Source organism: Priestia sp. YIM B13551 (genome assembly GCF_042787905.1).
GTDB lineage: Bacteria > Bacillota > Bacilli > Bacillales > Bacillaceae_H > Priestia.
This window is the reverse complement of the sequence record NZ_JBHZOX010000008.1, coordinates 107,998-129,516: the sequence shown is the minus strand read 5'-3', so window position 1 is coordinate 129,516 and position 21,519 is coordinate 107,998. Positions and strand designations below refer to the sequence as shown.

Sequence of the window (21,519 nt, the reverse complement as noted above, 5' to 3'; positions counted from 1 at the left end):
GCTAATACTGATAAATACATTGATGAGGCTAAGAAAAATAAAAGAAAAAAACAAATTATTTCCCCCTTGTTTTTAATACACAATAAAAGCGAATATTTTACATTTTTAGTGTGGCAAAAAATAAAAAAACAATAAAATTTGGATACTAAAGATGAAAAAGGAAGCGATCTGTGTTATGTATAGTAAAGTGAATGAGAACGTTAAAAACGGGAATGAGTTAATAAAGCAATGCAGTAGAAAGAAAGGAGTAAAAGGATGGAATTTGCCCATATCTTTACACTAAGTGTATCTGTTGTAACAGCTATTAATATTTTATTAGCCGGTATTCTTATTTTCATCGAACGAAGAGATATAGGATCTACATGGGCGTGGCTTCTTATTTTATTTTTTATACCGATTGTCGGCTTTATTGTATATCTATTCTTTGGAAGACAGCTAAAACAGAAGAACTTTTATAAGTTATCATCTGATGAGCGGGAATATTTAAGATCTTCAGTAGATGAACAATTAAAAGAACTTAAAGCTACCCATGAATATCGAAATGATTTATTAATTCAACATAATAAACTGCTGTTCACTAATTTAAATTCTTCTAAGTCACTCGTGCGCACCGACAATGAAATTGATATCTTTAGTGATGGTAATCAGAAATTTGATGCATTGTTTGAGGACATTCGAAATGCTAAAAAAGAAATTAATATTCAATATTATATTATTCAACGAGATAATCTTGGGAAAAAATTAAGAGATGAGCTAACAAAAAAAGCAAAAGAAGGCATAAAGGTTCGCGTTCTTTATGATGAAGTAGGATCTAGAAAAATGACGCCATCATTTTTTAAGGAGCTTATTTCATATGGCGGCGAAGCACAGGCATTTTTCCCTTCAATTCTTCGCTTAATTAATTTTCGGATTAACAATCGAAATCATCGAAAGCTTTGTATTATTGATGGTGAAGTAGCATACATAGGAGGATTTAACGTAGGAGATGAATATTTAGGGTTAGATCCAAAAATGGGTTATTGGAGAGACACTCATTTTCGCATTAAAGGAGAGTCAGTGAACGATATTCAAGGGAGATTCATTTTAGATTGGCATCAAGCAACAAAGCAGCCAATTGAACTGGAACAATTTTTGCATCGTACAGAAACTCATTCTGGAACGGTTCCTGTACAAATTGTAGCAAGCGGGCCAAACTCGACTACCCAGCATCTGAAAAACATGTATATCTCATTGATTATGTCGGCCAAAGAAAGCGTGTACCTTCAAACGCCTTACTTTATTCCTGACGCAAGCTTTATGGATGCTTGTAAAATTGCTTTATTATCTGGAGTAGAGATTCATATTATGATTCCAAACAAACCCGATCATCCTTTTGTTTATTGGGCTACGTGGTCTCACGTAGGTGAACTGCTGACGTATGGTGCGAATATTTATCTCTATGAAAAAGGCTTTTTACATGCTAAAACAATTGTAGTAGATAGTGAAGTGTCTTCTGTAGGAACGACGAATATTGATCCACGAAGTTTCAGCCTTAATTTTGAAGTGAATGCAGTTGTATATGACCAGCCTATTGCCAAAAAATTAAAGAACCTGTTTCTTGAAGATGTGCAGTGCAGTTCAAAATTAACGCTCGAACGATATAAAGAGCGCTCTCTTCTTATAAAATTTAAAGAAGCGGTATCTCGCTTACTGTCACCAATTTTATAATACAAATCATTGATATCATGAAACAGACTTGAATTTTTAGATTCAAGTCTGTTATTTTATTGGTTTCTCCTTGTAAGGAGAGCTAGAGATAAAGTTAAAAAGTTTTACCAAAAAATCCAAGGGTATTAATACTATAACAAGCTAAAAAATGATAATACCTAGGAGGAATAGAAAATGACAAAAAATGTAGTAGGTACGTATGATTCAGAGGCAGCCGTTATTACAGCGATTCGAAATTTAAAAACACAGGGATATCCGGACAGTGCACTTTCTGTTTTGACAAACAGTGGTTCCCATCATGAAAATACAGAAGCGATTGAGCATTCTGCAGGAATTGATGTGCAAACAGTTGATACAGATCAACACTCAAAGCACCATCAATCCTTTATGGAGAAAATAAAAAATGCTTTTACGCCGTCTGAAGAAAAAATGGATCAAGATGTTAATCGAATCGAAAATCAATTAACCGAATATGGTGTACCTGCTGCAGAAGCTTCCTCATATGTATCTGATCTTAAAAAAGGAAAAGTTTTGCTGATGGTAGACGCAGTTGAGCATGATAAACACAATTCATCTCTAGGACAAACAGTGACACCTGCTGAAAAATCAGCTGACCCGATGAATGAAAAAATGTTATACGGCAATCACGAAAATAAAATAAGGTAATGTTGAAGTAACTAAATGAGATAATAAAAGACTGCGTTCTTAAATAAAAGCTAGTTAACGAAAGGAAGGGGACCGATGAGAAATCTAGAAAAAACGGAATATGAACTTGACTATTTAAAACAGCAGCAAGAAGTTAATCAAGAGCTCATCAAAGTTTCACAGTCTCTTGTTGCTACGTTAAAACAGTATGAAGAAGAACCAGAGAATACGGAAGTGTTAGCTGTTCTTGCTGACTTAGAAGGTCAGCAAGAACAGCTAAAAGCAAAGACTGAAAAGATATCTAAAGAGCTTGCACATTTATAAAGTGAGATAAAAGAAGTTCCTATAAAAGGAACTTCTTTTTATGTTTTATCATAAACACTCTATTGTGAGAGAAAGAGAACCTTATATAACGGGATGTGAACGTTATGGGGTAGTGGTTTTGTTTTAGATACATATAGAGTAGAAGGAACGCGATAAGAGATTATGTAAAAATTGGAAAAGGAAGAACGGTCATTCGCTCTTCCTCCAGCCGTATTGCTTATGATAGTGATTTAGAAACGTCCGCCGCCAAGTTGCTGTTCAGCCATTTGCACAAGGCGTTTTGTGATTTCGCCGCCTACTGAGCCGTTTGCGCGTGCAGTTGTGTCAGGACCAAGAGTTACGCCAAATTCGCTAGCGATCTCATATTTCATTTGATCGATTGCTTGTTGAGCACCGTGTACTGCTAATTCGTTGCTGCTCTTATTTCTGCTGTTTGCCATCATAATCAACTCCTTTTATAAGGTTAAGATTATGATTTGATTAATAGATAGTTTTTATACATAAAATAAAAAATTTTTTTCAGGGACTTATAGAATATGCTTATGGTAATATATAAAACGATTGAATACTTTCGTGATAAAATAAAGGAAGAGATCACGAAGAAAGGAACAGTGAAAGTGAAACCAACCATTTACGATGTTGCGAAAAAAGCAGGGGTATCGATAGCCACTGTATCCAAAGTAATCAATCAAACAGGCCGTATTAGTGAAAAAACGATAAAAAAAGTGAATGAAGTAATGATGGAATTAGATTATCAGCCTAGCAGTGTCGCAGCGGCGTTAACAGGAAAAAAGACGTACACGATTGGTGTTCTAGTTCCTGATATCTCGAATCCTTTTTTTGCAGAGGTAGCAAGGGCTTTTGAGAATAGTGCTAGAGCAGCCGGATACACGCTTTTTTTATGCAGTACAGATCATCAAACTGCGCGCGAACATGAATATATAGATCTTTTATTTAAAAAACAAGTAGATGGAATCATTATCGCAACCGAACTAAATGATACGAAGCTCGTAAAGAAAATTGTGAAGCATGATGTACCGCTTGTATTGTTTTCAGTTGACCATCCTTCTATCTCAACGCATGTAGTGACAATTGATAACGTTCGCGGAGGATATATTGCGGGTACGTATTTAATAGAAAAAGGTCATCAATCGGTAACGATTATGACTGAAAAAGATAGAAAAAGCAGTGAGGGGCGATTAGCGGGATTTAAACAAGCGCTCACAGAAGCAAATTTATCACTAGAAAATCAGTCCATTATCAGCTGTTATTCAACAGTAGAAGATAGCAGGAGAGCAAGTAAACAGCTGCTTTCCTTGCCTAATAGGCCAACAGCAGTCTTTGCATGTACAGATCTAATTGGGGTATCGCTCATAAACGAGGCAAGGAAGCAGGGGCTTTCGATCCCTGGAGATCTGTCGGTAATTGGATTTGATAATACGATATATGCCGATATTGCTGAGCCGGGTTTGACAACGATTGAACAACCTATTTCTCAGATGGCTACTAGTACGTTTGAACAGCTGTTAAAGTCTATGAAAAAAGAAGAGCATGCGAAACAGAGAGTAACGATTATTCCCGAACTAGTAGAACGTGCGTCGGTAAAAAAGTTATAAAGGAGAGAAAATAAAAAAGCTGCAGGTGTTGAGGCACCCGCAGCTTTTTCTGCTTAAGCATATTTATAGAGAGACTGGACTTTTGACTTCGTTTATTGTTTCGCCTTTGATAGTTGTCTCTGTTGGAATCGTAAGGAAACCAGTTAGAAAAGCACCAAAGAAGTATAAGCAAGCAAAGATCCAAATCACGCCGCCCGTGCCCAAAAGACCAATAAAAACGGTCACAATTAAAGGACCTACAAAAGCAGAAAGTCCAGATCCTAAGTTCAACACAGACATTGCCGCTCCTTTATTCTCAGGAGCTAAAGAAGGCACTAACGCTGTAAGAGGAACATATCCTGCTAGTGTTGCACCGTAACAGCATGCGACAATCATCATCACCCAATAATTATGTCCGACGAATTGCGGTACATAGTAGAGAGCAAGTGTTACAATTCCGCATCCAACTCCGCCAAACCATTTGATTGTATTTACCCAGCCAAACTTATCTCCAACAATACCAAAAATAATATTAAAAGCCATATTCACAAAAAACAATGTACCCCAGATTTGCAACCATTCACTCATCGTAAAATCATGTTTCATCATATATGTTGGCAAGAAAACAACAAATCCAAATTGAGCAGCAGAGTTAATAATCTTTACGATGCCTCCGATGCCTATTTTAGGGTTCTCAAATGCGATTGTAATCCCTTTCATTAATTCTTTTGTTTTATTATCGTTTACTTTTTGAACGGTAAACTTGTCTTTATTCATAATAATCGAAAAGATTCCACCGATCAAAACAAAAAGTAAACCACTCCACAAGGTAGCGATTTCGCCAATTTTCGGAACCATATAACTTGAATAAAAGGCTCCGATTACGCTTAATCCAAGCTGGAAGACAAACCAAAACCAGCCTACTGCTTTTGAAAGCATTTCCTGGGGCGTGCGGTAAGACACCCAGACCAAAAATGAGTAGGCAAATAAAGGGTAACCAAATCCTCTAAGAGCATAACAAATTAGTATAATTGTGTAATTCATAATATGAAGTCCTAAACCTATAAATCCAATTGAACCAATAATAAAGGATATCAAGCCGAATGCCATTGCTTTTCTAGGACCCCACAGCTGAACCAGTACGCCGGAGAACCAGGAAGAAACAGAGACCGTAATGCCGTAAACAGTAAACAGTAAAGCAGCATGTTCAATGGTTAAACCTCGTTCTACAAGATAAGGAGATAACCATCCTTGTTCTAAACCATCGCCAATCATAAAAACAATAATACCTATGTATCCCCACGTTAAATGAGAAGGGATCCCAATCCTGTCTAAAGCCGTTTTTCTGGAAATAAATTCATTCATTTTCCACACCACCAGATCGATTATTTTGTGTAAAACATCAAACTAATTTGGTTAAGCGCTTAATCTATTTGATAAAAAGTATACGCTTACATTTTTTGAACGTCAATTAAAATTTTAAATATATATAATTTTCAATTAAATTATTTTAATCATAAAAATATTAGTACGTAAGGCAATAATCACTGAATTCATGATAAAAATACTGAAATATAAAGAATTTCTTTATATTTCATTGATAAATAGATAAAAATAGTTTTTTTATCGTATACGTTTAGATTGTTAAAAAACAAATATTCTAAATAATCTATAAAAAAAGTTTGCATTTCAGAAAACGTTATGTATAATTGGGATTAGGAAAGCGCTTAACCTACATAAAGGTTTGAGCGAATGTTTTCTTAACTTTTAATTAAAGGGGAAAATAAGATGGGGATTCTTACAATTGGAATAATTGGTGCTGGACGCATAGGGAAATTACATGCTGATAATTTAAAATTAATGCCGCAAATAAAAATTAAAGCGGTTTCAGATGTGGTAGTAGATCATTTGCATGAATGGGCTGCAAGTAAAGAAATTTCGACGTTAACAACAAATTATCAAGATTTATTAGCTGATCCAGAAATTGATGCCGTTTTCATTTGTTCGCCAACGAATACGCACGCATCGATTATTAAAGAAGCTGCTCGAGCGAAAAAACATATTTTCTGTGAAAAGCCCGTTAGTTTTTCAGTAGAAGAAACAATCCAAGCGTTAGAAGTAGTAAAAGAACATGGCGTACAGCTTCAAGTTGGCTTTAACCGACGCTTTGATCCCAACTTTAAAAAAGTGCATGATCTTGTACAGCAAGGAGAAGTAGGACAGCCGCACATTCTAAAAATTACGTCTAGAGATCCTCAGCCGCCGAGTCCGGAATATGTTCGCGCTTCAGGAGGATTGTTCATGGATATGATGATTCATGATTTTGATATGGCTCGTTATGTAATGGGAAGCGAAGTAATAGAAGTATCGGCTTACGGCACGACGCTCATCGATCCTGCTATTGAAGAAGCGGGAGATATAGATACAGCCATTGTGTCATTAAAATTTGCAAATGGAGCTTTAGGTGTAATCGATAACAGTCGTCAAGCTGTCTACGGTTACGATCAGCGCCTTGAAGTTTTTGGTGAAAAAGGTGCAGCTGCCGCTGACAATTGCCGTCCTACTACAGTGGAAATATCAACAGGCGAAAATGTAGTTAAAGAGAAGCCGCTGTATTTCTTTCTTGAGCGCTATACACAAGCGTACATAGCGGAAGTGACACAGTTTGCAAGAGCAATTATGGAAAATCAAAGCGTTATTTGTACAGGGAACGATGGGTTACAAGCAGAACGAATTGCTAAAGCAGCAAAAGAATCTTTACTATCCGGGCAGCCAGTAAAGATTGAACATAAAAAATACGCAGTGAATTAATGACGGTAAACGTGGGGATGAAAGAAATTGGTCTTTCTACCCTTTTAGGAAAGCGCTTAACTAAGGAGGAATAAAGATGAATCCGCTTGTTTTTAAAGAAAATCGTGGGTTAGATTTCATCGCTGTTGGCCGTTTATGTATTGATTTAAATGCAAATGAAACGCAGCGTCCAATGGAAGAGACTAAAACATTTACTAAATATGTAGGAGGCTCTCCGGCTAATATTGCGATTGGAGCAGCAAGGCTAGGCTTAAAAACCGGCTTTATCGGAAAAGTATCAGATGATCAAATGGGCCGCTTCATTACTGGCTATCTTCAAAAAAATAAGATTAATACAGATGGCATTGCTGTTGATAAAACGGGGGCCGTAACGGGGTTAGCTTTTACGGAAATCAAAAGCCCTACAGATTGCAGCATCTTAATGTATCGAGATAATGTAGCGGATTTAAAACTAGATCCTACAGAAGTATCAGAAGAATATATTAAGAAGTCAAAGGCTCTTTTAATATCTGGAACCGCTCTTGCCCAAAGTCCTTCTCGTGAAGCCGTGTTTTTAGCACTAGAACACGCACGCAAGCATGAAGTTGTAGTGTTTTTTGATATCGACTATCGTCCATATACATGGGAATCAGAAGCTGAAACGGCAGTCTACTTTAATTTAGCCGCTGAAAAATCAGATGTGATTATTGGTACGCGAGAAGAGTTTGATATGATGGAAAAACTTTTAAATTATAAAGAATCTAATGACCAAGTAACAGCAGAGCGCTGGTTTTCTTACCATGCTCAAATCGTCGTGATTAAGCACGGTGGAGAAGGATCTATTGCCTATACAAGAGACGGCGATTCTCACCGTGGAGGAATATTTAAAACAAAAGTTCTGAAAACGTTTGGCGCTGGTGATTCTTATGCTTCAGCCTTTATTTACGGATTGATGCAAGGGCTTGAAATTCCGCAGGCAATGCGATTGGGAGGTGCCTCAGCTTCGATTGTAATTTCAAAACACAGCTGTTCAGATGCTATGCCGACAAGCGTTGAGCTCTTCAACTTTATGGAGACAGCAACGGAAGTTTTGCAGGAAGCTTAATAAACAAAGGGAAAATCTTGAGAGATTAAAGGAATAGAAGTTTATTAAAATCAGATAAAGGGAGAGATATTCTATGACACAAACAGCAGTAAAAACAGTAAAAAACTATATTGGTGGACAATGGATTGAATCAGCTACATCACAAACAGAACCTGTGTATAACCCAGCGACAGGTGAATTAATCGCACAGGTGCCTCTTTCTACAAAAGAAGATGTGGATCAAGCGGTGCAAGCAGCAAATGAAGCTTTCAAAGGGTGGGCAAAAACAGCCGTGCCTAAACGCGCACGAATTTTGTTCAAGTATCAGCAGCTATTAGTAGATAACTGGGATGAATTAGCAAAGTTAGTGACGGTTGAAAACGGAAAAAGCTTTAACGAAGCGCGAGGCGAAGTGCAGCGTGGTATTGAATGTGTAGAATTTGCGGCGGGTGCTCCTACGTTAATGATGGGGAAACAGCTTCCTGATATTGCAACAGACATTGAGTCTGGCATGTACCGCTATCCAATTGGTGTAATTGGAGGAATTACGCCGTTTAATTTTCCAATGATGGTTCCTTGCTGGATGTTCCCGCTTGCGATTGCTTGCGGCAATACATTTGTGTTAAAGCCGTCTGAGCGTACACCGCTTTTAGCTGCAAGATTAGCTGAGCTGTTTGAAGAAGCTGGTTTGCCAAAAGGCGTGCTAAACATTGTAAATGGTGCTCATGACGTAGTGAATGGCCTTCTTGAACATAAGCTCGTAAAAGCTATTTCGTTCGTTGGTTCACAGCCTGTAGCTGAGTACGTGTATAAAAAAGGTACGGAAAACTTAAAACGTGTTCAAGCTTTAGCTGGTGCTAAAAACCACTCGATCGTATTAAATGATGCAGACTTGAACGTAGCAACAAAACAAATTATCGGAGCTGCTTTTGGTTCAGCAGGTGAACGTTGTATGGCAGCATCTGTTGTTACTGTACAAGAAGAAATTGCGGATCAGCTAATTGAAAGATTAGTAGAGGAAGCAAATGGTATTGTAATTGGCGACGGCTTAGAAGAAAACGTCTTCTTAGGACCAGTTATTCGTGAAAATCATAAAGAGCGTACGCTCAGCTATATTGAATCAGGCGTGCAAGAAGGAGCAGAGCTTATTCGTGACGGTCGCACAGATGCAGCAGTAAATGGCAATGGCTACTTTGTCGGACCAACGATTTTTGATCATGTTACGCAAGAAATGAAAATTTGGCAAGATGAAATTTTTGCACCTGTGCTGTCCATTGTACGTGTGAAAACATTAGAAGAAGCTATTGAAGTAGCTAATAACTCTCGATTTGCAAACGGTGCTTGTATTTATACAGATAGCGGCGCAAGCGTACGTGAATTCCGTGAAAATATTGAATCTGGTATGTTAGGAGTAAATGTAGGGGTACCGGCACCTATGGCATTCTTCCCATTCTCTGGCTGGAAAGACTCTTTTTATGGTGATCTTCATGCAAATGGTACGGACGGCGTGGAGTTTTATACAAGAAAGAAAATGGTAACAACGCGCTGGTAAGTGATTCGTTAAAAATCGCATCTCATTTAAAAAGGAAGTATCAGGAATTAAAGATATTCCTTATGCTTCCTTTTTTAAAATCGCAATCTAGTACTAGAAGGGAGAAAGAAGCATGGAAACAGTTAGAATGACGACGGCACAAGCATTAGTGAAGTTTTTAAATCAGCAGTATGTTGAATTTGATGGAAAGCAGCATCAGTTTATTAAAGGGATTTTTACAATTTTCGGGCACGGAAATGTGGTAGGTCTTGGGCAAGCTTTGGAAGAAGACCCAGGAAATCTAGATGTATATCAAGGACGTAATGAACAAGGAATGGCCAATGCAGCGATGGCTTTTGCAAAACAAAAACATCGAAAGCAGATTATGGCTTGCACATCTTCAGTGGGGCCAGGTTCAGCAAATATGGTTACAACGGCAGCCACTGCTTCAGCTAATAATATTCCAGTTTTGCTGCTTCCTGGTGATGTATTTGCAACTAGACAGCCGGATCCCGTTTTGCAGCAAATTGAACAGTCATATGATTTATCTATTTCTACAAACGATGCTTTTCGACCAGTGAGTAAGTACTGGGATCGCGTAAGCCGCCCTGAACAATTGATGACAGCTATGATTAATGCGATACGTGTGTTAACGAATCCAGCAGATACGGGAGCTGTAACTATTTGTTTGCCTCAAGATGTGCAGGGAGAAGCATGGGATTTTCCAGCTTATTTCTTCCAAAAGCGCGTTCACCGCATTGAGCGCCGCCTTCCGACTAGGGACAGTCTAGCAGATGCAATTCAATTAATGAAAACAAAGAAAAAGCCAATCATCATTTGCGGAGGAGGCGTTCGGTATTCAGAAGCTGCAAAAGAGTTAAAACAATTTGCAAGTGAGTTCCATATTCCATTTGGAGAAACTCAAGCAGGGAAAAGTGCCGTTGAAAGTGACTATCGCTATAATCTGGGCGGAATAGGTGTAACAGGGAACTCAGCTGCTAATACAATCGCTAAAGAAGCAGATTTAGTAATTGGAGTAGGCACTCGATTTACTGATTTTACAACAGCATCTAAACAGCTTTTTCAACATCCCAACGTGCAATTTCTTACCATTAACACGTCTGAATTTCATGCAAATAAACTTGATGCCGTGAAACTTGTAGCTGATGCAAAAGAAGGGTTGCTTGCTCTTAGGGAAGAGCTAAAATCAATTGGCTATCAGTCTGTTTATACAACAGAAATTACAAGTGCTAAAGACGCATGGGATACAGAATTAGAGCGTCTACATAGCATACGTTTTACTGGTGCAGATTTTGTTCCGGAAATACAAGGTCATTTAGATGAAAGCTTAGCTGAATATGTAGAATCACTTGGTACTCAATTAACGCAAACAGAAGTAATTGGAGAGGTGAATAAGCTCCTTGATGACAACTCCGTCATTGTTGGTGCAGCAGGAAGTCTTCCAGGCGACTTACAGAGAATGTGGAAGTCTACTAAACCTAATACCTATCATATGGAATATGGATATTCATGTATGGGATATGAAGTATCAGGCGCACTTGGAGTTAAGCTGGCAGAACCAGCTAAAGAAGTGTATGCGATGGTTGGAGATGGAAGCTATCAAATGCTTCATTCAGAGCTTATTACAAGCCTTCAAGAAAGAAAGAAGATAAACATTTTACTGTTTGATAACTCAGGCTTCGGGTGCATTAATAACCTTCAAATGTCAAACGGTATGGGTAGCTTTGGCACAGAGTTTCGTTATCGAAACGATGAAACAGGAAAACTAAACGGAAACGTGATGAAAATTGATTTTGCAGCCAGTGCCGCAGGCTACGGTGTAAAAACGTATCGCGTAAGTTCTCTTGAAGAATTAAAAACGGCGATAGAAGATGCACAAAAACAAGAGGTTTCTACGCTAATTGATATTAAAGTGCTGCCAAAAACTATGACGAACGGTTATGAATCATGGTGGCATGTAGGAGTAGCAGAGGTATCTAAAAATCAGCATGTACAGGAAGCTTATGAAGATAAGGTGAAAAACCTTGAAATGGCAAGAGTTTATTAAGGAGTAGGAGAAAATGAGGTTGTTGAAGAGAAACATTCGATAAATATAAAAGAGGTTTTAATTTTATATAAGGGAGAGGAAGAGATGTTCAAGGAAAATACGGTCAAACTGGGGATTGCTCCAATTGGTTGGACAAACGATGATATGCCTGAGCTAGGAGCTGAAAATACATTTGAACAGTGTATCAGTGAGATGGCCTTAACCGGTTTTAAAGGAAGTGAGGTAGGAAATAAATATCCGCGAAATGTTTCAATCTTAAAAAAGGCATTATCGCTTCGAAATTTGGAAATTGCAAGTGCCTGGTTTAGTACATTTTTAACAACAAAGCCGCTGGAAGAAACGGTGACGCCATTTATTGAACATCGCGATTTTTTATACGAAATGGGAGCAAAAGTAATTGTTGTGTCTGAACAAGGGCACAGCATTCAAGGGCTGCTGGATGTTCCTTTATTTAAAGAAAAGCCTGTGTTCACATCGCAAGAGTGGAACAGACTTGCAGAAGGCCTGCACCATCTTGGGAAACTAGCACGAGAGAAAGATATGCATATTGTCTATCATCACCATATGGGCACAGGTGTACAAACAACAGAAGAAATTGAGCAGCTAATGGAGCTTACCAATCCGGAGCTTGTTTCGCTGCTATTTGATACTGGTCATCTTGTCTTTTCAGGAGAAGAACCTCTTTATATCTTAAAAAAATATCTGCACCGTATTAAGCATGTTCATTTAAAGGATATTCGTCAAGAAGTAGTTGATCGAGTCAAAGAACAAGACTTGAGCTTCTTGCAAGCGGTAAAAGAAGGAGCCTTTACTGTTCCAGGTGACGGAGCTATTGAATTTGATGAGGTATTTACTACGCTTGCCACTTCGGATTATAGCGGATGGTTTGTCGTAGAAGCAGAACAGGATCCAGCCCTTGCTAATCCTTTTGAATATGCTTTAAAAGCAAGAAACTTTATTAAAGAAAAAAGCGGTCTTTAATTTCCATTGTAAAAGATTTTACGCCTTTTATGTGTTTATGAAAGGAAAGGAGGAGAGGAAATGAAGCCAACCATTTATAGTGTGGCTGAAGAAGCAGGTGTATCAATTTCTACCGTATCAAAAGTCATCAATCAAACCGGTCATATTAGTGAAAGAACAAGACAAAAAGTAATTGAGGTTATGGCGCAGTTGAATTACCATCCAAGCGTCGTAGCATCTGCTTTAACAGGAAAACCCACTAAAACGATTGGGCTTCTCGTACCTGACATCTCCAACCCTTTTTTTGCCGATTTGGCAAGAAGCATAGAAGACCGAAGTCATGAGCGAGGTTTCCATGTTGTAATGTGCAATACCGATAACGATGCGGAAAAAGAGAAAAAATATCTATCGCTGTTAATACGTCAGAGAATCGACGGTTTAATTGTAGCTTCTGCTTTTCGCAATGCTAATCTTTTAAAAAATATGCTTAAGCAAGATATACCGATTAGCGTTATTGCTTCAGAAATTCCTCACATATCCGTTAATACAGTGACAGTGGATGACTACAAAGGGAGCTATTTAGCGACTGATTATTTGCTGTCTTTGCATCATAAAAAAATTGCGATTATTAAAGAAAATGCAAAAAGTAATCACGCCCGTTTAGATGCTTTTCGAGAAGTTATGCAAGAAAATGGAATCATCGTGCCGCCTCAGCACGTTATTACGACCGAAGCAAGTATTCAAAAAGGATATGAAAGTGCTAAGCAAATTTTTTCAATGAAGGAGAAAGTGACGGCTATTTTTGCTTGTAACGATTTACTGGCTATCGGCGTTATGCAAGCCGCAAAGGAACTCAAAATTGATGTGCCGCAAGACTTATCAGTGATTGGCTTTGATAATACGGTTCTTTCTACTACCATCACGCCCATGTTGACAACGGTAGCACAGCCGACAAAAGAAATGGCTGTAAACGTAGTGGATTTGCTGGTTAGAGAAATGAAATATCCAGCGATGCATAAAGAACATTTGCTTCTTGAGCCAAAATTGATTGTTCGGAAATCAACGGCTCCGTTACGAAGGGAAGCCACAGCATCTACAAATAATTGAACACAATCAAGAATATTGCCGTTAATAAAAAATCCTCATAGTCACATATTCAAAAGAATTTAGAGAGTCTATGAAGAAAAAATGAGTAATTAGTAAATTCTTATTGCGCTACTACATAAAGGAGGAATTTAAGCATGTTAGGTAAATTAGGTGAATTAAATAAAGGATACAACGTACTTACAGAAATGACCGGTCAGCACAAAGATATGCTGATGGATATTGGGATTTATAAAATGGCCCAAGGAAAAGAGGAAACTTTACTAGACAGTAGCAGTGAAACGGCTATTCTTTTACTAGAAGGAAAGGTAAAGCTAGAGTGGGAAGGCCATTCGAAAGAAATTCAGCGCCAGTCCCTATTTGAAGAAGAGCCTTGGTGTTTGCACGTTTCAAAAAATGTGGAGGTTAAAATTACCGGGCTTGCCGATAGTGAAGTGCTAATTCAAAAAACGGATAATGAAAAAGAGTTTTCATCAAAATTATATACGCCTGAAGATTGTCAAAACACAGTGGCTGGTGAAGGAGTATGGGAAGGTACTGCTCAGCGTGTAATTCGAACAATTTTTGACTACAATAACGCTCCTTACTCTAACCTTGTTATTGGAGAAGTTATTTCTTATCCAGGAAGATGGTCGAGTTATCCGCCTCATCATCATGACCAGCCCGAAGTGTATTACTATCGTTTTGACAAGCCCCAAGGATTTGGCTGCGCAATGGTTGGAGAAGATGCGTACCGTGTAGTTGATAATAGTTTTATTACAATTCCTGGTGAATTGGATCATCCTCAAGCAACGGCTCCTGGCTATGCGATGTACTTCTGCTGGATGATTCGCCATCTCGACAATAATCCGTGGACAGACCGTATTATGGAAGAAGAGCATAAGTGGTTATTAGAGCCGGATGCAAAAATTTGGCCTGAAAAATAAAGAAAGATCTTTATACGAAATGGGTTTCAAATGTTGAAAAACCTCGAATAAAAAATAATTATGCGTAAAATAATAGTTTATTTTTGTAAAATATGTTTTTATATGTTAAAATGTAGCTTGTATTAATATTCAGGCGATGATATCGCTCTTTGCTGCAGATTCCTTTTTAGGAGTCTCTTTTTTTTGGAAACTGAAGCAAAAGATACAGACGATTCGTATATAAATTAAAAGGAAAAGGAGATAAGCGTAAGCCGCTTATCTCCTTTTCTTTTTAGCGTTATCTAACGCTAAGTTCTTTTTCACTACTTTTTCTAAAGCAACTTCCACGTGAACATTTTTTTCATCGATGTCATTCACAAGCACGACGGTTCCTTTTCGTCCTTTAATCTTTAAATCATCACCCGTAGAAGGAATGTTTTCCCTCAGCTGGCTTAATAGAAGCTTTCTATTTTCAAAAAAGTGGACAGCCACCATTTTATCTCACCTAATTTCATATGATATGTGTGATACAAAGATGTGTATATGAAATCCTTCCTATACATTATGTCGTCAGGGGTGGTTTTAGAACACATTGAATAGACAATTGTTGCATCGATATATGAAATAAATAGGAGGGCATAGTTATAAATCTCCTATCCTTGGACATACTTATACTACTAATCTAAAAAGGGATGTGGATGAAAATGAAGGTGGCTATAGGATTAAGTGTATTTACGGTCGTTACAGGAGCAATTGCGTTAGGGTCGGTTTACTTTTTAGCAGGTATCTTTTCGTTTTTCTTAACGGTTTTTTCATAAAAAAATCCACCAAGAGGTGGATTTTTTTATTTAGCAGCGGCTTTTGTTTCATGAGGCGAATTGCCGATAAATCCAAATTTTCCGCCGACAACTTCTTTTACTTCGTGGATGACAATAAAAGAATTCGGGTCAATTTGCTGGATTTTCTTTTTAATTTTTAATAACTCGTTCTTTTTAATAACAACGTAAATAATACGTTTATCTTTGTTGGCGTAGTAGCCATATCCGTAAAAGATGGTAGCTGCATTTCCAAATTCACTGGTGATGACTTGTGCTATGTCTTTGTATTGATCAGACATAATCGTCATTGCTTTTTTGTTGTGGAAACCTTCAATAACGACATCTACGATTTTGGCACAAAGATAGACGAATATAAAAGTATAGAGTGTGTTGTTGACGCCAATAGCAAAAACTGATGCTAAAATAATGACGCTGTCCATATAGAACATGCTTTTAGAAATATTATAGCCTTTTGTATAGTTTAATAAATAAGCTAAAAGAGTTGTTCCACCGGTAGATCCATCTGCGATAAAAATGAGAGCAAGTCCTGTTCCCATTAGTAAAGCCCCGAATACAATTCCTAAAATCATGTCGTGAACGTGAAAAGGAATATAGCTGACTAGACCGAGGAAAACGGACGTCATGACGGCTCCTAGAATCGTATAAAGAATCGTTTTTTTGGTTAGAAATTTATAGGCTAAGGCAATAAATATAAGGTTTACAAGAAATGTGCTGATACTTGTAGGGATATGAAATAAATAATATAAAACAAGAGCAATACCAACTGTACTGCCGTCACCTAATTTATTTGGAATGACGAAAAAATCAATGGATGCAGCAACTAAAAGTGCTCCAACAATAATTAAGATGATGTCTTTATAGATTGTTTTCAATATACAAACCTCCTTGATTATTAGGATATTTTCACGTGGAATCTTGTTTTTACTAGTGTTTCACAAATAATGAAATAAAAAACGTCTTAGAAATTGTCTAGTTATAAAACTGATCAACTTCTAAGACGAAGAATTACGATACGTGTATAGGTCTTGATCCTGCTTTTCTATGCTTCGATGTCACCGATTATATAAACCTCTGACCGCTATGTCAACGCTGTGAGAGATGTTCAACTTTTCAAAAAATAGAAGGCGGTTTCCTACATAAAAAAAGAATCCTTTGCGATGGCGCAAAGGATTTTCAAATTTATTGGAATAGGGGGAATACGTTATTAGGATTACCATTTTCATAAATTAATATACCTTTATTTTTTAAAAAAATTTATTTGTTAATGACGATTGAAAGTTTGTAATTCACATGCTGATTTAGCTCTGTCAAAAAATCATTTAGTTCTTCATTTGAATGAAATTTGCATTCTAATAAGTAGCAGCCATCGCCGCTGATTTTAAAGTTGTTGATAACGTACTCCTGCTGACTTTCTAAAAATGTAAGGTAGGGGTGATGATGAATGCTCTGCGTATAGATATTTAAAAATGCATGGATGATGTAGCCGAGTTTTCGTTCATCAATGTTAATTGTATAGTCTTTGATAATGCCTTCATCTTCTAACTTTAATACTCTAGCAGAAGCGGCTTGTCCGGTTAAATGCACTTTTTCTCCTAATTCTTTCATCTTTATACGTCCATTTTTTGATAGCTCTTCTAGTATGCGCTTATCTGTATTGTCTAACATCGCTACAAATCCTTTCGTATTTCAAATCAAAAGGGTTAACTACTTGATGTCACCTATGTATACTGATACGTCTTTTATTTTATACTAAAGAAAAGTAAGAAAAAAGAGCAGTCAATATGCAAGATATAGAAACCGGCAGTAGTTTGTAAACAGCTAGATTGACGAAAGCTTAAGCTTGCTGTATGATTCTTTGAGTGTTTACGTGGTTCGTAACCATCCCACGTTAAAAAACTAAGGAGAGAATAGTAAGATGAATATAAGAACACTTTGCGTCAACGGTCTTTTAGCTGCTATGTATATTGCTGTCAGCATGTTAATTCAGCCGTTTGGCTTCACCAATATCCAATTTCGTATATCGGAAATGTTCAATCACTTAATTGTGTTTAATAAAAAGTACGTGTACGGCATTGTGCTAGGAGTATTTCTGACGAATTTGTTTTTTTCACCAATGGTCGCTTATGATCTGGTGTTTGGGGTAGGACAATCTGTGCTATCATTACTCATTACCATTTTTTCTATGCGCTACATTAAAAATATGTGGGCTCGTATGCTTGTTAATACACTTGTATTTACGTTCACGATGTTTATTATTGCGTTTGAACTGCACTTAGCATTTGATTTACCATTTTTCTTTACATGGTTAACAACGGCTGTTGGTGAGTTCATTGTTATGCTTGTTGGAGCACCAATTATGGCGGCAATTAATAAACGTGTACAATTTAATAAGCTAGTTGAATAAAAAAGATGCGGCTGTGATAAATCTCACAGCCGCATCTTTTTTTCTTTGTTATTCTATAGGTGTAGTGATAAACCCCTTATTTATTGAAGAGCTTTTCACGCATGGACAAATTACCCATATCTAGCATGTAAAAAGAGCAGATCGCGTTTGCGTTCTGCTCTTTTTGCTTAAGGCAATAGGAAATATCCGGTTAGATTATTTTGAAACAAGAAGTGACAAATCTCACAGCGCATTCTTTTTTCTTTTGTTACGATATACATATAGTTGGCAAACTCCTTATCGAAAAGTTTTTCGCACAACAACACATTACCTATGCGTAGCAATTAAAAAAGCAGACCGATGACGGTTTGCTTTTTTAATTGTATTTTTACCATTAAATAACTTTTTTGAGTTATGATTGTAAAATAACCTTTGTTACTAGAGAGGGGATTGTTTTTTGAATAGAAAGTTAGGAATTCTTGTTTTATTAGCGTTAGTCATCTTATTTGCCGGGTGTTCAAAAGAAGAAGACAACGTTCCTTTAAGAGAACTAGAAAAGATAAGTATTAACGTAATCAAAGAACAAAAAATGAAGCAAGGGATTTCATATGAAATGGAATTAGTAAACAAGAGCGATTTGACCATCAAACAAAATAATGTATTTTTATCGTATCCTTTAAAAATGAAAAACGGTTATTCTGATAATAAATTTAAGGTGTTAGCAGAAGGAAATAAATTAAATATCAAGCCAAAACAAAAGGTTAAGTTAACGGCATTTCTTCCTTATAAAGGAACTAATAAAGCAGCGTTAGCTATTGATGAGCCTGACGTAAAGTGCATAGGGTATTGGAATAAGCTTGATGACTACCATCAATTTTCTTTTGGAGGATCCTTGAAGCAAGAATAATATATAACTATTTGTTAAATGGTGGAACTGAGCGTAAGGGATTGATAAAGGTGGTGAATGAACAGTGAGTGTAGACACCGATAGATTGATTAGCTTCTTTATTTTATGGGGAACACCCGCTGTTTTTAGTATAGTAGATTACTTTAAACTGAGTAAAACTGAAAAAAAGAAGCTATAAGAGACTTAACATCTGTAAAATCTATTGTAACAACAGGATTTATATTGACCGGAGGAGTTATGGCGAGTTTAGGCAAGCTGTTATCTCTGCTGCCTCTGCACGTTATAGGTACTTTTATTTTAGTCATTGGTGGTGTCGTGGGCGCTATTGAAGCATGGAAGATAGAAAGAAAAGTATTGTTATCCTTGTTTTAATAGTATCTATGATTGCTCTTACATTTATAATATAAATTCTGCATGTAACAAAAGCTGCTCAAATTGTGAGCAGCTCTTATCAGTTTCTTACTTATTGTGTTTCAAGCTGCTGGTCTTTTTTCTTTAACGTAAGAGCGAGCAGGAACGAAACGACGGCGAAAGCGATGGCTACATAATAGACGGTATGAACCCCGCTTGTCATACTTTTTATTTGTAACAGCGTTTTATTCGTTTCATTTGATTGTTGAATAAAGTGCTGAGAAGCCATGGTCATAATACTTGTATACAAAGCGGGTCCAATCGCGCCTGAAACTTGGTTAATCGTATTTGAAATAGCTGAACCGTGAGCATGAAGCGGTTTTGGTACTTGATTTAAAGCAAGCGTCATCACGGGCCCGATGCTTAAACCTACGCCAATTGTAAAGGCTGCGTATAAGATGGCTGCAGTCTTCGTGTTTGTTCCGCTTGAAATAGTAGTGAACAAACTTAAGATAATTGTTAAAAGGACTAAGCCCGTTAAAAGCAGCGGTTTAAATCCAATTTTGTCAAACAAACGTCCTCCCACCATAGCTGTTAGAGCCAGCGTTACGCCGCCTGGAAGCATAAGAAACCCTGTTTGCGAAGGAGACAGTCCCGCAGCCGTTTGGAAATATAGCGGCAAAATTAACATCATTGAAAACTGAATCATCATAATAAGAAACATTAAGAAAATCGATCTTGAAAACACAGACGATCTAAAAGGCTTCATATTAATCATAGGAGAATTCAGCTTGCTTTGCTGTCTGACAAATAAAGCAAGAGCTATGACGCCAATTATGAGCGTAAGCCATACGATAGGATTACTCCATCCCGTCTCTTCACCAGCTGCGCTAAATCCATAAACAACTCCTCCAAACCCAATTGTAGAAAGAATCACAGATGGGATATGAATTGTTGGTCTAGATGTTTCAGAAACGTTACTGAGCTTGAAAAGAGCAAATAGGAAAATAAGCGCCGCTGCAATTAAAAGACCTAGAAATATAATTTGCCACGAATAATATTGAATAATTAATCCTGAAAGAACCGGTCCTATTGCCGGTGCAAATAAAATAGCTACGCTAAAAATCCCCATTACGGTGCCGCGTTTGCTAACAGGCACGAGTGTTAACATTGTGCTCATCACAAGAGGTAAAATAATGCCTGTCCCTAATGCTTGAATCATACGGCCCACAAAAAGCAGAGAAAACCATGGAGTAATAAATCCAATGAAGGACCCAATTAAGTAAAAGCTCATAGCCGTCACGAACAGCTGTCTTAATGTGAATCGTTGAATTAAGAAAGCAGACACCGGAACAGAGATGCCGATTACAAGCATATATCCGGTAGTTAACCACTGAGCTGAGCTCGTTCTAATGTGAAAATCTGAAATGATACTTGGCAAGGCCACGTTCATTACCGTTTCACTAATTAAGCATAAAAAATTTCCTAGAATCAAAATGAAAAGGATAAGCTTACTTTGTGTACTCATTTTTTCTTCTGTTTGTGTCATAAGTGACCTCCTTTTACTAAATTAATTTTTGTTTGCAAACAGCTTACCAATTTGGTCAGCTGCAATTTGCATAGGGACTGTACTATTTTTAGTTAATGAAAGAGTATAAGCACCTTCAATCCAAGACTGTATAGCTGAACCTAGCTGTCTTGCTTTCTCTTGTTCATAACCTGAACAAACTAACTTATCTGCATAAACTTGCTCCCACTCGTTATACACGTCTTCACAGGCCATACGAAGCGTTTCGTTTGATGACCATACTTCACTCGACATAGCAGCGAGAGAGATATCCTCTTCATTTTCCACTTGTTCAAACATTCGATCAGCCATCATTTTTATATGATATTGAATAGCTGCCGCGGCATCTTCATGAGAAGCGAGGGATTTTTCGATATAAGCTTTGACTCTTTCTCCCGTTTTTTGAATAGCTTCTTTTGCTAACTGTTGTTTTCCATCCGGAAAATAATAATAAATAGATCCTCTCGGAGCGCTGCTTTCTTTTGTAATTTGACTTAGACTGGTGGCGTGATAGCCTTTTTTGCGAAAAAGTTTAGCAGCTGCGCTTAAAATTTTTTCTTTTGAATTGGTTGGTTCCATGAAAACAGCTCCCTGATATAATTACTAGTTGATCGGTCAGTATAATGGTAGCAACTCTATACTGATCAGTCAATCCAGACGTCTAGGTCTTGTATATAAGTGAAGATTGATGCAAGCTTCACAGGTGTAAGCATTGATTGAAATGTTAAGAATAAGGTTACAAAGTATTTTGGAGCTATA

At 37.3% G+C, this 21,519-nt stretch carries 21 protein-coding genes and 1 riboswitch; of the genes, 14 read left to right on the top strand and 7 right to left on the bottom strand.

Translation table 11 applies throughout. From position 1 onward, the window contains the following. Window positions 1–255: 255 nt before the first annotated feature. From cls to ACFX4N_RS26310, 3 genes are all read left to right on the top strand, one after another. Entirely contained in the window at window positions 256–1,707 is a 1,452-nt protein-coding gene (cls, locus tag ACFX4N_RS26320) for a cardiolipin synthase (RefSeq protein WP_013055214.1), read from the top strand. 174 nt (window positions 1,708–1,881) lie between these two features. Further along, window positions 1,882–2,373 carry a YflT domain-containing protein gene (locus ACFX4N_RS26315; RefSeq protein ID WP_029325269.1) on the top strand — a complete coding sequence of 164 codons (492 nt, stop codon included), beginning with the start codon at window positions 1,882–1,884 and terminating at the stop codon, window positions 2,371–2,373. A gap of 75 nt (window positions 2,374–2,448) precedes the next feature. Beyond that, window positions 2,449–2,676: a hypothetical protein gene (locus ACFX4N_RS26310; RefSeq protein WP_013055216.1), complete on the top strand. Its 228-nt coding sequence runs from the start codon at window positions 2,449–2,451 to the stop codon at window positions 2,674–2,676. A gap of 230 nt (window positions 2,677–2,906) precedes the next feature. Here ACFX4N_RS26310 and ACFX4N_RS26305 read toward each other — a convergent pair whose 3' ends face one another. Continuing rightward, complete coding sequence (locus ACFX4N_RS26305) at window positions 2,907–3,116, bottom strand: alpha/beta-type small acid-soluble spore protein (RefSeq protein ID WP_016762907.1); 210 nt, start codon at window positions 3,114–3,116, stop codon at window positions 2,907–2,909. Window positions 3,117–3,293: 177 nt separating this feature from the next. On the opposite strand from ACFX4N_RS26305, the gene ACFX4N_RS26300 reads away from it, so the two are divergent. Next, window positions 3,294–4,292, top strand: coding sequence for a LacI family DNA-binding transcriptional regulator (locus ACFX4N_RS26300; protein ID WP_013055218.1), 999 nt, complete (start codon window positions 3,294–3,296; stop codon window positions 4,290–4,292). A 63-nt stretch (window positions 4,293–4,355) separates the two neighbouring features. Here the strand turns inward: ACFX4N_RS26300 and ACFX4N_RS26295 are convergent, their stop codons facing one another. After that, window positions 4,356–5,636, bottom strand: a complete 1,281-nt coding sequence (locus ACFX4N_RS26295) for an MFS transporter (protein WP_098548648.1) — start codon at window positions 5,634–5,636, stop codon at window positions 4,356–4,358. A 423-nt stretch (window positions 5,637–6,059) separates the two neighbouring features. On the opposite strand from ACFX4N_RS26295, the gene iolG reads away from it, so the two are divergent. From iolG to ACFX4N_RS26260, 7 genes are all read left to right on the top strand, one after another. After that, window positions 6,060–7,082, top strand: coding sequence for an inositol 2-dehydrogenase (gene iolG / locus ACFX4N_RS26290; RefSeq protein WP_057274958.1), 1,023 nt, complete (start codon window positions 6,060–6,062; stop codon window positions 7,080–7,082). 76 nt (window positions 7,083–7,158) lie between these two features. After that, complete coding sequence (gene iolC, locus ACFX4N_RS26285) at window positions 7,159–8,166, top strand: 5-dehydro-2-deoxygluconokinase (RefSeq protein WP_013055221.1); 1,008 nt, start codon at window positions 7,159–7,161, stop codon at window positions 8,164–8,166. Between the two features lie 73 nt (window positions 8,167–8,239). Beyond that, window positions 8,240–9,697 carry a CoA-acylating methylmalonate-semialdehyde dehydrogenase gene (locus ACFX4N_RS26280; protein ID WP_013055222.1) on the top strand — a complete coding sequence of 486 codons (1,458 nt, stop codon included), beginning with the start codon at window positions 8,240–8,242 and terminating at the stop codon, window positions 9,695–9,697. A 112-nt stretch (window positions 9,698–9,809) separates the two neighbouring features. Beyond that, window positions 9,810–11,744, top strand: coding sequence for a 3D-(3,5/4)-trihydroxycyclohexane-1,2-dione acylhydrolase (decyclizing) (gene iolD / locus ACFX4N_RS26275; protein WP_013055223.1), 1,935 nt, complete (start codon window positions 9,810–9,812; stop codon window positions 11,742–11,744). An 84-nt stretch (window positions 11,745–11,828) separates the two neighbouring features. Continuing rightward, window positions 11,829–12,725 (top strand): myo-inosose-2 dehydratase, encoded by an 897-nt coding sequence (gene iolE, locus ACFX4N_RS26270; protein ID WP_013055224.1) that lies wholly within the window; start codon window positions 11,829–11,831, stop codon window positions 12,723–12,725. A 60-nt stretch (window positions 12,726–12,785) separates the two neighbouring features. Beyond that, a complete protein-coding gene (locus ACFX4N_RS26265; protein ID WP_098548323.1) occupies window positions 12,786–13,811 on the top strand; it encodes a LacI family DNA-binding transcriptional regulator in 1,026 nt (341 codons plus the stop codon). A gap of 134 nt (window positions 13,812–13,945) precedes the next feature. Then, complete coding sequence (locus ACFX4N_RS26260) at window positions 13,946–14,734, top strand: 5-deoxy-glucuronate isomerase (RefSeq protein ID WP_013055226.1); 789 nt, start codon at window positions 13,946–13,948, stop codon at window positions 14,732–14,734. A 255-nt stretch (window positions 14,735–14,989) separates the two neighbouring features. Here ACFX4N_RS26260 and ACFX4N_RS26255 read toward each other — a convergent pair whose 3' ends face one another. The 3 genes from ACFX4N_RS26255 to ACFX4N_RS26245 all read right to left on the bottom strand — a co-directional run bounded on the left by ACFX4N_RS26255 (window position 14,990) and on the right by ACFX4N_RS26245 (window position 17,217). Beyond that, window positions 14,990–15,208, bottom strand: coding sequence for a hypothetical protein (locus ACFX4N_RS26255; RefSeq protein ID WP_013055227.1), 219 nt, complete (start codon window positions 15,206–15,208; stop codon window positions 14,990–14,992). A gap of 349 nt (window positions 15,209–15,557) precedes the next feature. After that, entirely contained in the window at window positions 15,558–16,424 is an 867-nt protein-coding gene (locus ACFX4N_RS26250) for a YitT family protein (protein WP_013055229.1), read from the bottom strand. A gap of 382 nt (window positions 16,425–16,806) precedes the next feature. After that, complete coding sequence (locus tag ACFX4N_RS26245) at window positions 16,807–17,217, bottom strand: Lrp/AsnC family transcriptional regulator (protein WP_013055230.1); 411 nt, start codon at window positions 17,215–17,217, stop codon at window positions 16,807–16,809. A gap of 196 nt (window positions 17,218–17,413) precedes the next feature. Then, window positions 17,414–17,458: riboswitch (PreQ1 riboswitch) on the top strand. Window positions 17,459–17,467: 9 nt separating this feature from the next. Here ACFX4N_RS26245 and ACFX4N_RS26240 point away from each other — a divergent pair. The 3 genes from ACFX4N_RS26240 to ACFX4N_RS26230 all read left to right on the top strand — a co-directional run bounded on the left by ACFX4N_RS26240 (window position 17,468) and on the right by ACFX4N_RS26230 (window position 19,214). After that, window positions 17,468–17,956 (top strand): QueT transporter family protein, encoded by a 489-nt coding sequence (locus tag ACFX4N_RS26240; protein ID WP_029320702.1) that lies wholly within the window; start codon window positions 17,468–17,470, stop codon window positions 17,954–17,956. Window positions 17,957–18,392: 436 nt separating this feature from the next. Then, the gene (locus ACFX4N_RS26235; protein WP_025601723.1) at window positions 18,393–18,842 is read left to right on the top strand and encodes a hypothetical protein; all 450 of its coding nucleotides are present in this window, start codon (window positions 18,393–18,395) and stop codon (window positions 18,840–18,842) included. A 237-nt stretch (window positions 18,843–19,079) separates the two neighbouring features. Beyond that, window positions 19,080–19,214: a hypothetical protein gene (locus ACFX4N_RS26230; RefSeq protein WP_377263316.1), complete on the top strand. Its 135-nt coding sequence runs from the start codon at window positions 19,080–19,082 to the stop codon at window positions 19,212–19,214. Between the two features lie 91 nt (window positions 19,215–19,305). On the opposite strand, the gene ACFX4N_RS26225 is transcribed toward ACFX4N_RS26230, so the two are convergent. After that, window positions 19,306–20,742, bottom strand: a complete 1,437-nt coding sequence (locus tag ACFX4N_RS26225) for a DHA2 family efflux MFS transporter permease subunit (protein ID WP_057274960.1) — start codon at window positions 20,740–20,742, stop codon at window positions 19,306–19,308. Between the two features lie 21 nt (window positions 20,743–20,763). Beyond that, window positions 20,764–21,339: a TetR/AcrR family transcriptional regulator gene (locus ACFX4N_RS26220; RefSeq protein WP_192101055.1), complete on the bottom strand. Its 576-nt coding sequence runs from the start codon at window positions 21,337–21,339 to the stop codon at window positions 20,764–20,766. Window positions 21,340–21,519 lie beyond the last annotated feature (180 nt).